Source organism: Variovorax sp. RCC_210 (genome assembly GCF_041355175.1).
Taxonomy (GTDB): domain Bacteria; phylum Pseudomonadota; class Gammaproteobacteria; order Burkholderiales; family Burkholderiaceae_C; genus Variovorax.
Map to the genome: position 1 here is coordinate 259,946 of NZ_JBFUPJ010000006.1, position 11,509 is coordinate 271,454.

Sequence of the window (11,509 nt, forward strand, 5' to 3'; positions counted from 1 at the left end):
AACACTGGAGACCACACATGGCCAACACCACAGCCCATGAGCCGCAAGGCAGGCACCAGTCGAAGAAGGCCGCGGCAAGCGGCTGGATCGGCTCGGCGCTGGAGTACTACGACTTCTTCATCTACGCGACCGCCGCGGCGCTGATCTTTCCGCAGATCTTCTTTCCCAAGGGCGACCCCAAGACCGCCATCATCGCGTCGCTCGCGACCTACGGCGTGGGCTACGTCGCACGCCCCATCGGCGCCTTCGTGCTCGGCCACTGGGGCGACACGCACGGGCGCAAGCAGGTGCTGGTGCTGTGCATGTTCCTGATGGGTTTCTCGACCGTGGCCGTGGGCCTGCTGCCGACCTACGACCAGGTCGGCCTGCTGGCACCCGCGCTGCTGGTGCTGCTGCGCCTGATCCAGGGCTTCGCCGTGGCCGGCGAGATCTCGGGCGCGAGCTCGATGATTTTCGAGCACGCCCCCTTCGGGCGGCGGGGCTTCTTCGCCAGCTTCACGCTGCAGGGCGTGCAGGCCGGCCAGATCCTGGCGGCCGCCGTGTTCCTGCCGCTGGCGCACTACATGCCTGAAGAAGCCTTCAACTCGTGGGGCTGGCGCATTCCGTTCCTGCTGAGCTTCCTGGTGATCGTGGCGGGCTACATCATTCGCCGCGAAGTCGACGAGACCCCGGCCTTCGCCGAAGTCGACCAGAAGGGCGAAGTGGCCAAGGCGCCCATCATCCAGGCCTTTACCGACAGCTGGGCCGACATGCTGCGCGTGGTGTGCATGGCGCTGATGAACGTCATTCCGGTGGTGGCCACGGTGTTCGGCGCGGCCTATGCCGTGCAGGCCGCCTACGGCATCGGCTTCCAGAAAGACGTGTACCTGTGGATTCCGGTGCTCGGCAACATCCTGGCCGTGATCGTCATTCCCTACGTGGGCAACCTGTCGGACCGCATCGGCCGCCGCCCGCCCATCATCGTCGGCGCGCTGGCCTCGGGGCTGCTGTCGTTCGCGTACCTGTACGCCATCAGCATCAAGAACGTGCCGCTGGCCGTGTGCATGTCGCTGCTGATGTGGGGCATCGTGTACCAGGGCTACAACGCGACCTTCCCGAGCTTCTACCCGGAGCTGTTCCGCACCCGCAACCGCGTGTCGGCCATGGCCATCTCGCAGAACGTGGGCACCACCGTGACCGCGCTGCTGCCGGCCCTGTTCGCCGCCGTGGCGCCTCCGGGCTCCACCAACGTGTGGCTCACCGTGGGCGCCATCACCTTCGCGGTGACCATCCTGGCCGCGCTGGCCGCCATGAGTGCCCGCGAGACCTACCGCATCCACATGAAGGACCTGGGCAAGCCCGACGCGGTGCCGGTGGACAAGCAGGAGTACGACCGCCTGCGCGAGCAGACGCTGTCGGACGCACGGCTGGCCAAGAGCGCTGCGCGCGCCTGAGCTCGAAACGGTGCGGCGCGGGGTTGAAAACCTTGCCCGCACCAAGGGTTGTGGCGCCGTGAAGAATGGCGCCATGACTTCCCACCTCAAGATCGATTTCGTCTCCGACGTGTCCTGCCCCTGGTGCGCGGTAGGCCTCAGCTCCCTCGAGGCGGCCATCCGCAAGGTGGCGCCCGACGTCACCGCGGAGCTGCACTTCCAGCCCTTCGAGCTGAACCCGCAGATGCCGCCCGAAGGCCAGGACACCTTCGAGCACCTCAACGAAAAATACGGCTCCACGCGCGAGCAGCAGGCCCAGTCGCGCGAAATGATCCGCCAGCGCGGCGCTGCCGTCGGCTTCGAGTTCAGCGCCGAAGGCCGCCCCCGCATCTACAACACCTTCAACGCGCACCGGCTGCTGCACTGGGCCGAGCTCGAAGGCCCGGCCAAGCAGGCCGCGCTGAAGAAGCTGCTGCTGAAGGCCTACTTCACCGACAGCCAGAACCCTTCGGACACCGAGGTGCTGGTGCGCGCGGCCACCGAAGCGGGGCTCGACGCCACGCGGGCCCGCGAGATCCTGAACAGCGACGAGTTCGCGCAGGAGACCCGAGAGCGCGAGCGCATGTACACCGACGCCGGCATCCACTCGGTGCCCGCGATCATCATCAACGACCAGCAACTCATCTCCGGCGGCCAGCCCGTGGAAGTGTTCGAACGCGCGCTGCGCCAGATTGCCGGCGCTGCGCCGGCGAGCCTGTCGGTAGCCTGACTTCGCGGACGCCGGCGCGGCGTCTTTGCGCGGCGTTACGAAGGTAAAGAGCGTCAACGCGTACGCGGCTTCGTCGGTTGAAGTGGCATCCTCGAAATGCTGTCACCCTCAGGAGTCGCGAAGATGAAGAAGAAAGGCCACGCCACCATGCGCCGTGCGTCGATGGCGCTCGGCGCATGCGTGCTGGCCCTGCTCGCCGCCTGCGGCAGCATGCCGGGCGACCGGCGCGCACTGGTGTCGGTGTCGCTGCCCTCCGCCCCGGTGAACGAAGCCACCCGCCTGCGCTGGCTCGACCGCGTGAGCTGGGGCGCCAACGCGAGCAGCGACGCACAGCTCGCGCAGCGCGGCCTTCCGCTGTGGATGCGCGACCAGCTCAACCCACGCCCCGCGCCGCTGCCGCCCGCGGCGCAGGCGCAGATCGACGCCATGGCCATCTCGCGCACGCCGCTCGACCAGCTCGTGACCGAGCTCGAGGCGCAGCGCAAGGCCGCCGACGCGCTGCCCGACGAAGACCAGAAGAAGGCCGCGCGCCAGGCCTACCAGCAGCAGCTGAACACCCTCGCACGCGAGGCGCAGACGCGCTTTGTGCTGCGCGCGCTGTACTCGCCCAACCAGCTGCAGGAGCAGATGACGTGGTTCTGGATGAACCACTTCAACGTCAACCTGCGCAAGGACAACATCCGCGCGATGGTGGGCGACTACGAGGAGAACGCCATTCGCCCGCACGCGCTCGGCAGGTTCCGCGACCTGCTCGGCGCCACGCTGCACCACCCAGCCATGCTGCGCTACCTGGACAACGCGCAGAACGCGGCCAACCGCATCAACGAGAACTACGCGCGCGAGCTGATGGAGCTGCACACGCTGGGCGTGGGCAGCGGCTACTCGCAGGCCGACGTGCAGGAGCTGGCGCGCGTGCTCACCGGCGTGGGCGTGAGCCTGCAGCCGCTGGATGCACCGCCGCCGAACGTGCGGCCCGCGTTGCGGGCGGACTATGTGCGCAAGGGGCTGTTCGAGTTCAACCCGAACCGGCATGACTACGGCGCGAAGACGCTGCTGGGGCAGCCCATTCAAGGCCACGGCCTGGCCGAGGCCGACGAGGCGCTCGACCGGCTGGCGCGCGCGCCAGCGACCGCGCGCTTCATCTCGCGCAAGCTGGCGGTGTACTTCGTGTCGGACGATCCGCCGCAGGCGCTGGTCGATCGCATGGCCGCGGCCTTCGCGGGCAGCGACGGCGACATCGCCGTCACGCTGAAGGCGCTGTTCGAGTCACCCGAGTTCTCGGCCTCGCTGGGGCGCAAGTTTCGCGACCCGGTGCACTACGTGCTGGCAGGGGTGCGGCTGGCGTACGACGACCGCGTGGCGTTGAACGTGAACCCGATGCTGGGCTGGATCAACCGCATGGGCGAGCCGCTGTACGGGCACGAGACGCCCGACGGGTATCCGCTGAACGAAGCGGCGTGGGCGAGCGCGGGGCAGATGAACACGCGCTTCGAGATCGCACGGGCCATCGGCGCGAACGGCGCGGTGCTGTTTCGCGCGGACGACAAGGGGCCGCTGGAGAGGCCGGCGTTTCCGCAACTGGCCGAATCGCGCGCGGTGCGGACGATGCAGGTCGGGCTGAGCGCGGACACGCGCGAGGCGCTGGCGCAGGCGAAGAATCCGCAGGAGTGGAATACGTTCTTGCTGGCGTCGCCGGAGTTGATGCGCCGCTGAGTTTGGTTTTCGGTTTTTCTCCCTCCCCCTTTGGGGGAGGGCAGGGGTGGGGGCAGGCGGCGCTCGATGAAGCGCTGCGGCGGTTGCAAGCGCCGTCGTGCCCCCATCCCAACCTTCCCCCAAAGGGGGAAGGAGCAAGACAAGACAAGGCAAAGAAAAAAGGACACATCGTCATGCAACGTCGAGACCTCTTGAAACTCATCGGCGCCGCCCCGTTCGCAGGCGCGGCCGGCCAGCTCATGGCCGCGCCCTCGGCCGAAGGCGCCAAGCTGCTCGTCGTGTTCCTTCGCGGCGCTTACGACTGCAGCAGCCTGCTCGTGCCCACCGGCAGCGACTTCTACTACGCCTCGCGCCCCAACATCGCCATCGCGCGCCCCGGCCAGCCGAACGGCGCGCTGCCGCTCGACAGCAACTGGGGCCTGCACCCCGCGCTCGCGCAGAGCGTGATGCCGCTCTTTCAACAGAAGCAGGCCTCGTTCATCGCCTTCGCCGGCACCGACGACCTCACGCGCAGCCACTTCGAAACGCAAGACTCCATCGAGCTCGGCCAGGCGCTCGACAAGCGCCGCGACTACCGCTCGGGCTTTCTCAACCGGCTGGCCGGCGTGCTCGGCGCAGGCCCCGTGACCGACGTGTCGCCCATCGCCTTCACCGACCAGCTGCCCATCTCGCTGCGCGGCACCGCCAAGGCCGCCAACATGGCGCTTGCGGGCAACGCGCGCTCGGGCATCGACGCGCGGCAGAGCCAGGTCATCGCGGCCATGTACCGCAACACCTCGCTGGCCCAGCCGGTGGCCGAAGGCTTCCAGGTGCGCGACGAAGTCATGCGCGCCGTGCAGGCCGAGATGGACGCCGCCAGCCGCAACGCCATGACCGCCAAGGGCTTCGAGCTGGTGGCGCGCCGCATGGCCCTGCTGATGCGCGAGCGCTACGACCTGGGCTTTGTCGATGTCGGCGGCTGGGACACGCACGTGGGCCAGGGCGCGGCCACGGGCTACCTGGCCAACCGCTTCGAGGAACTGGGCCGCGGCGTGGCCGGCTTCGCGCAGGAGATGGGCGACGACGCGTGGCGCCAGACGGTGGTGGTCGTCATCAGCGAGTTCGGCCGCACCTTTCGCGAGAACGGCAACCGCGGCACCGACCACGGCCACGGCTCGGTGTACTGGGTGCTGGGCGGGGGCCTGTCCGCGCAGGCAGGCGGACGCGTCGTGGGCGAGCAGCAGGCGCTCACGCAGGCCACGCTGTTCCAGAACCGCGACTACCCGGTGCTCAACGAATACCGCGCGGTGTTCGGCGGGCTGTTCCAGCGCATGTACGGGCTGTCGCCCGCGCAGCTGGCGCGGGTGTTCGACGGCGTGGCGCCCAAGGACCTGCAACTGGTCTGAGCGCTGCCCGAAGACGCCGCACGCCCAGCGCGCGCAGCGGCATTCAGGCGCCCGTCAACGTGCCCGCGAGCTCGACCGCATCCGCCCCCGCGGGAATGCGCATCGGCGCCGCCGGGTCGGTCACCGCCTGCCACACCGCCAGCGCCACGTCCTGCGCATGCGTCACCGGCGTGTCCATGCTCCGCACCGCGGCGAACACGCGCTGCTTGAAGTCTTCATAGGAGTCGGGCACCTCGCCGCTGCTCAGGCGACCGGCGTTGGCGCCGAAGGCGGTGCCGGGCGCGCGGCCGGGCAGCACCAGCCGTGCGCGCACGTCGAACGGCGCCAGCTCCAGCGCGAGCGATTCCGTGAACGCGTTCACCGCCGCCTTGCTGGCCGTGTAAACCGACAGCAGCGGCAGCGACTTCAGCGTAACGCTCGACGTCACGTTCACCACCACGCCCGCGCGCCGTTGCCGAAACTGCGGCAGCACCGCCTGCGTCATGGCGATGGTGCCCAGCGTGTTGGTCTCGAACACCTCGCGCGCGCCGGCCAGCGCCGTGCCTTCGAGTGGCGCCAGCAGGCCCACGCCGGCGTTGTTGACCAGCGCGTCGATGGGCCCGGCCGCCTCCACGCAGCGGCGGATGCTCTCGGGGTCGGTCACGTCCAGCGGCAGCACGCGAAGCCGCTCCGAGCGCGGCAGCAGGTCTTTGTTCGGCGTGCGCATGGTCGCGACCACGTGCCAGCCCTTGTCGAGAAAAAGCCGTGCCGTCTCGAGGCCGAAGCCGGACGAGCAACCCGTGATCAACACGGTGGAAACAGTGTGGGAAGCGGCAGTCATCAGAAACTCCTTTGCGTTGACGATGCCCGGACGATACGTGCCGGCTTCAGGACTAACTACACTTCAAAGTCCGAATTCTTGTCGAGATCGTCCAGCATGACCGACCCCCTTGCAGAAGTTGTCTCGCTGTTGCAGCCAGGCGCGCCGTTCTCGAAACTGGTCGTCGCCTCGGCCCCGTGGGCCGTGCGCCGCGCTGAGGTGAGCCGGCCGTTCTACTTCGTGATGCTCGAAGGCGGATGCCACATGCGCATCGACAGCCCCACCGGAAGCACCAACGGTACGGGCACGCAGAGCGACACCCTCACGCTCGCCGAAGGCGACTTCGTGCTCATTCCCGCCGCGCGCAGCTTTGCCACCTGCAGCCTCGGGCGCGAACCGCCGCGCGAGGGCGAGGCCGTGCCAACGCCGGTCGTCGCGATGCCCGGCGGCGCGCGCGTCGGCGATCCGCAGGGCGCGGTCGACGTGCGCATGCTGGTCGGCACCTGCGAGTTCGGCTCGGCCGATGCCGCATTGCTGGTGCCGCTGCTGCCGCAGTGGGTGCATGTGCGCGACGAGCGCAGGCTGTCGACGCTGGTGCAACTGGTGGGCGACGAGTCGCGTGCGCAGCGGCCTGCGCGCGACATCGTGATGGCCCGCCTGCTCGAGGTGCTGCTGATAGAGGCGCTGCGCTCCACGGCCAGCACCTCCGCATCGCCGGGCCTCGTGCGCGGGCTGGCCGACCCGCGGCTCGCGCTGGCGCTGCGACGCATGCACGAGCGGCCGGCGCAGCCGTGGAGCGTCGTGCAACTGGCGCGCGAGGCCGCGATGTCGCGCTCGGCCTTCTTCGAGCGCTTCAGCCGCGCCGTCGGCATGGCGCCGATGGAGTACCTGCTCGCCTGGCGCATGGCGCTGGCGAAGCGCATGCTGCGGCAGCGCGAGCTGCCCATCGCCGACATTGCCGAGCGCACGGGCTACAGCTCGGTCAGCACCTTCGGCGTGGCGTTCACGCGGCACGTGGGCATGCCGCCCGGGCGCTATGCGCGCAGCGAGAGCGAAGGCCTGCAGGCTGCACCGGCCGAGGCTTGAGTGAGGCCAAAGCCTCAGTCACGGCGCAGGCGATGCGGCTTTGTGGGTTACGCTGCCTTCTCAGGCGGCTCGAACGGGAGGGCTCGCGCCCTGCCGGTGTTCGCAAGGATGTCCCGGTCTGTTAATCCGTTCGAGCTGCCGCCACCTTCGACGGCGGATGCGCCTGTCGCGTGCGAGGCGCAGCCCGCGATCAAGGTGACTGCGCGATGGACGCCTGACTTGACTGTCCCTCCAGAGAGCGCGTACATTGCGCCTGCCTCGTAATGAGCGAGGTCGGGATTGGCGTCCCGTAGACATCCTGCGACGAAAGCCGCAGTTACCGCACAGGGATGCGGCTTTTTCGTTCGTGCTGCTTTTTAGGCGGCTCGGACGGGAGGGCTCGCGCCCTGCCGGTTTCCGCAAGGATGTCCCGGTACGCCAACCCGTTCGAGCTGCCGCCCCCGATTGGCGTTGGGTGCGTCGGTTGTTGCAAATCGACATCCTTGGGAGGCCCTATGGCCACTGCTTCAAACACGGGCACCGATGACGGTCGCCCCTCTTCACCTTTTCGCGCGACCGCCCAGTTCAAGCCTTTCGAATGGGTGCAGGTCGACAAGGTCGATGCCGCCCAGCGGCACCGCGCTGCCTTTCTCAACGACGCACGCGACGTGGTGCAGGGCGCGCAGACGCTGGTGCAACTGCTCGGCTGGGACGAAGACCGGCGCGACGCCGCCGTGTCGAACGCCGACCCGGCACCGCTGCTCGACGCACCCCAGCGCGAATCGCTTTGGCGGCTTCTTGCCGCATCGCTGAACCTGCTGCACGGGCAGATCGAAGCACAGTGCGAGGCGCTGACCGGTTAGCGTGCGTCGATGATGCAGAACGCGTTCAAGCGTTCAAGCGTTCAAGCGTTCAAGCGTTCGTGAAAGTCGAGCGCATCAGCGCGATGTACGCGTCTTCAGACGTCTCGCGCCGCGCCTTCACCAGCGGCTCGATGTCCTTCGTCGCCACGTAGCGCAGGCGGTCGGTGCCGTCGCTCGCGGCCTCGAAAATCACCTGGGCCACGTCGTCCGACGTGGCCAGGCGCGCCGAGCGCATGCCGTCGAACACCTTCAGCGCGCCGCTCACGAAAGCGTCGTAGCCGGCGGGCGCCGCGGCCTGCGAAGCCTCCGACGCCGAGCGGTGGCCGAAGCCGGTTTCGAGCACGCCGCCGGGCTCCACGATCTTCACCGCGATGCCCTGCGAGCGCAGCTCGTACGACAGCGATTCGGAGAAGCCTTCGAGCGCGAACTTGCTCGCGGTGTAGAGCGAGATCATCGGCAGCCCGAACACGCCCGCGCCCGAGCTCACGTTGACGATGGTGCCCGCGCCGTTCGCACGCAGGTGCGGCAACAGGGCGCGGGTGACGTCCATCACGCCGAACACGTTCACGTCGAACTGCTGCTGCACCTTCTCGCGCGAAACGCCCTCGAACACACCGAACAGGCCGAAGCCCGCGTTGTTGACCAGAGCGTCGATGCGCCCGAAGCGCGCGATGCCGGCGGCAATGGCCGCGTCGATGCTGGCAAGGTCCTGCACGTCGAGGCGGGTGACGAGCACGTTGGGCAGCGCCGCGAGCGCCCCGCCTGCGGCCGGCTCGCGCATGGTGGCGATCACGTTCCAGCCGCGGCGGGCGAACAGCTGCGCGGCGGATTGGCCGAAGCCGGTGGAGGCGCCCGTGATGAGCACGGTCTGGTTGGCGGGGAGGGTGGAAGCGGTCATGGTGAAAGAAGCCCTTTCTGGTGGTCGAGCATCGAAGTTAAGGCGCATGGACTGATGAAACAATCCACCCAATCTCGCATGAAGAGATGCAGGAAACAGAACAATGACCAAGACACCCAAGGCTGTTGAGCTCGTCAAAGCGACAAAGGCCACGAAGACAGCCAAGACAGCCAAGACCGCCAGGACCGCCGACAAGGCCGGCCTGCTCGAACTGAACGCCGTGGTGGCCGTGGCCACGCACCGCAGCTTTCGCCGCGCGGCGGCGGAGCTGGGCCTGTCGCCCTCGGCGCTGAGCCATGCCATCGCGGCGCTGGAGCAGCGCATGGGCGTGCGCCTGTTCAACCGCACCACGCGCAGCGTGGCGCTGTCGGAGGCGGGCGAGCGGTTCCTGGCGCGCGTGCAGCCCGCGCTGCGCGAAATATCCGCGGCCATGGAGGCGACCAACGAGTTTCGCGACACGCCCACCGGCACGCTGCGGCTCAATGCATCGGAAGCGGCGGCGCACATGGTGCTGGGGCCCATCGTGCTGGAGTTCATGCGGCGCTACCCCGACATGCGGGTCGACATCGTCACCGAGGGGCGCTTCGTCGACATCGTGGCGCAGGGCTTCGACGCGGGCATTCGCGCCGCCGACAGCGTGCCCGAAGACATGATCGCCGTGCCCTGCACGCCGCCGCTGCGCTTCGCCACGGTGGCCTCGCCCGCGTACTTCGCGGGGCACAAGAAGCCGCGCACGCCCGCGGACCTGGCCACGCACAGCTGCATTCGCACGCGCTTCGCCAGCGGTGGCCTCTACAAGTGGGACTTCGCTAAGAACGGCAAGCGCGTGTCCATCGACGCTGAAGGCCCGCTCACGCTGGACAACCACCACCTGATGATCGCGGCCGCGCTCGACGGCGCGGGCATCGCCTGGACCAGCGAGTACGAGGCCGCGCCGTACATCGCGGACGGTCGGTTGGTCGAGGTGCTGAAGGACTGGTCGCCGGCCTTTCCGGGGCAGTGCGTGTACTACCCGGGGCACAGGCATGTGCCGGCGGGGCTGCGGGCGTTCCTGGCGGTGGTGCGGGAGGTCGTGGGGCGCAACGCGCGTTGAACGGGCTTGGGTGAACGGGCTTGAATGAACGGGCTTGGCAGGGCGCATGGAAAACGCCGCCGTTCACAAGCGGCGTTCACCTACATCGCACCGCCGCGACGCGGATAGGTTGACGTTGTCGCGCTCCAGAAGCGCCTGTTCAACCTTTGAAACCCTGGAGCCGCGATGCAAACCAAGCCGAAAGCAGGCGACGCCGTCGAGTGGCAAACGTCGCAAGGTGAAACCACGGGCAAGGTCGTGCGCAAGGTGACCAAGACCGCGCACGTCAAGGGCCACGTGGCAAAGGCCTCCGAGGCCGAGCCGCAGTACGAGGTGAAGAGCGACAAGACGGGCAAGACCGCCATCCACAAGGCCGATGCGTTGAAGCGCCATTCACCGGGAAAGAGCTGAAGCGATGGCAACGAAGACCACCGCTCCCCACCCCGATGCGACGCACGTGAAGGAAGTGCTTCACGACTTTGAAGCCGCCGTGAACATGACCCCCGCGCAGCTCGAACACTGGCTGGCGAAACCGGAGTCTCGCGAGGTCGGCTTCAAGGGCAAAACTGGCGGAGAGTCGGTCGGCCATCGCTCCGGCAGGCGCATCGTTCGCCTGCTGGGCAAGCGGCGCGACGACCTGACGCCCGGCGACATCGCGCACATGCGCAAGGTGGTCGGCTATGTGCACCGGCACCTGGCGCAGCGCCCCGAAGGCGATGTCAGTGAAACGCCGTGGCGCTACTCGCTGATGAACTGGGGGCACGACCCGACGCGAAAGTCATAAAGGCTGCGCGGGCGCTTGCTTAGTGCCCGCCGCCCCCGCCCAGGTACGCCGCCTTCACCGCCGGGTCGTTGCGCAGCTTGTCCGCCGGCCCGTGCAGCGAGATGCGCCCGTTTTCCAGGACGTAGCCGTAGTCGGCCACGCCCAGCGCGGCGGCGGCGAACTGCTCCACCAGCAGCATCGTCACGCCCTCGCTCTTCAGCCGTTCGATGATGCGGAACACCTCGGCCACGAGGATGGGTGCCAGCCCCATCGACGGTTCGTCGAGCAGCACCACCTCGGGGTTCAGCATCACGGCGCGCGCCATGGCCAGCATCTGCTGCTCGCCGCCCGAGAGCGTTCCGGCCAGCTGGGTGCGCCGCTCCTTCAGGCGCGGAAAGAGTTCCAGCGCGCGCTCCAGGTCGCCCGCCACGTCGCCGCGCGGCCGGCTGCCGGTCAGGCGCGGAAAGGCGCCCAGCGTCAGGTTGTCGGTCACGCTCATGGTCGCGAACACGCGCCGGCCCTCGGGCGAATGCGCCAGGCCCTGCTTGGCGATGTGGTACGACTCCAGGCCGTCGATGCGCTTGCCGTTCAGCGTGATCTCGCCGGCGGTGGGCGCGATCATTCCGGACACGGCGCGCATGGTCGTGGTCTTGCCCGCGCCGTTGGAGCCGATGAGCGTCACCACCTTGCCCCGGGGCACCTCGATGGAAATGCCGTGCAGCACCTGCACCTTGCCGTAGCCCGCGAAAAGATTCTGGATGGTCAGCATG

General features: G+C 68.5%; 12 protein-coding genes. 9 read left to right on the forward strand and 3 right to left on the reverse strand.

The window, feature by feature from the left end:
• The first annotated feature begins 17 nt into the window (after nt 1-17).
• The 4 genes from AB6807_RS19495 (at nt 18) to AB6807_RS19510 (ending at nt 5,279) form a co-directional block, all read left to right on the forward strand.
• A complete protein-coding gene (locus AB6807_RS19495) occupies nt 18-1,433 on the forward strand; it encodes an MFS transporter (protein WP_371085833.1) in 1,416 nt (471 codons plus the stop codon).
• A 73-nt stretch (nt 1,434-1,506) separates the two neighbouring features.
• A complete protein-coding gene (locus tag AB6807_RS19500; RefSeq protein ID WP_371085834.1) occupies nt 1,507-2,181 on the forward strand; it encodes a DsbA family oxidoreductase in 675 nt (224 codons plus the stop codon).
• A 123-nt stretch (nt 2,182-2,304) separates the two neighbouring features.
• Entirely contained in the window at nt 2,305-3,894 is a 1,590-nt protein-coding gene (locus AB6807_RS19505) for a DUF1800 domain-containing protein (RefSeq protein ID WP_371085835.1), read from the forward strand.
• 173 nt (nt 3,895-4,067) lie between these two features.
• On the forward strand, nt 4,068-5,279 hold the full coding sequence (locus AB6807_RS19510; protein ID WP_371085836.1) for a DUF1501 domain-containing protein: 1,212 nt from the start codon (nt 4,068-4,070) through the stop codon (nt 5,277-5,279).
• A 43-nt stretch (nt 5,280-5,322) separates the two neighbouring features.
• On the opposite strand, the gene AB6807_RS19515 is transcribed toward AB6807_RS19510, so the two are convergent.
• Complete coding sequence (locus AB6807_RS19515; protein WP_371085837.1) at nt 5,323-6,099, reverse strand: SDR family oxidoreductase; 777 nt, start codon at nt 6,097-6,099, stop codon at nt 5,323-5,325.
• A gap of 96 nt (nt 6,100-6,195) precedes the next feature.
• Between AB6807_RS19515 and AB6807_RS19520 the strand changes: the two genes are divergently transcribed.
• Nucleotides 6,196-7,164: a cupin domain-containing protein gene (locus AB6807_RS19520; RefSeq protein WP_371085838.1), complete on the forward strand. Its 969-nt coding sequence runs from the start codon at nt 6,196-6,198 to the stop codon at nt 7,162-7,164.
• Nucleotides 7,165-7,658: 494 nt separating this feature from the next.
• Nucleotides 7,659-8,006, forward strand: coding sequence for a hypothetical protein (locus AB6807_RS19525; RefSeq protein ID WP_371085839.1), 348 nt, complete (start codon nt 7,659-7,661; stop codon nt 8,004-8,006).
• A gap of 49 nt (nt 8,007-8,055) precedes the next feature.
• Here the strand turns inward: AB6807_RS19525 and AB6807_RS19530 are convergent, their stop codons facing one another.
• The gene (locus tag AB6807_RS19530; RefSeq protein WP_371085840.1) at nt 8,056-8,904 is read right to left on the reverse strand and encodes an SDR family oxidoreductase; all 849 of its coding nucleotides are present in this window, start codon (nt 8,902-8,904) and stop codon (nt 8,056-8,058) included.
• A gap of 103 nt (nt 8,905-9,007) precedes the next feature.
• Here AB6807_RS19530 and AB6807_RS19535 point away from each other — a divergent pair, with 103 nt between their 5' ends.
• From AB6807_RS19535 to AB6807_RS19545, 3 genes are all read left to right on the forward strand, one after another.
• Nucleotides 9,008-9,997 carry a LysR family transcriptional regulator gene (locus tag AB6807_RS19535; protein WP_371085841.1) on the forward strand — a complete coding sequence of 330 codons (990 nt, stop codon included), beginning with the start codon at nt 9,008-9,010 and terminating at the stop codon, nt 9,995-9,997.
• A gap of 165 nt (nt 9,998-10,162) precedes the next feature.
• A complete protein-coding gene (locus tag AB6807_RS19540; protein ID WP_286514788.1) occupies nt 10,163-10,387 on the forward strand; it encodes a DUF2945 domain-containing protein in 225 nt (74 codons plus the stop codon).
• A 4-nt stretch (nt 10,388-10,391) separates the two neighbouring features.
• The gene (locus tag AB6807_RS19545; RefSeq protein WP_371085842.1) at nt 10,392-10,760 is read left to right on the forward strand and encodes a DUF3140 domain-containing protein; all 369 of its coding nucleotides are present in this window, start codon (nt 10,392-10,394) and stop codon (nt 10,758-10,760) included.
• Nucleotides 10,761-10,779: 19 nt separating this feature from the next.
• On the opposite strand, the gene AB6807_RS19550 is transcribed toward AB6807_RS19545, so the two are convergent.
• Nucleotides 10,780-11,508: an ABC transporter ATP-binding protein gene (locus AB6807_RS19550; RefSeq protein WP_286514792.1), complete on the reverse strand. Its 729-nt coding sequence runs from the start codon at nt 11,506-11,508 to the stop codon at nt 10,780-10,782.
• Nucleotide 11,509 lies beyond the last annotated feature (1 nt).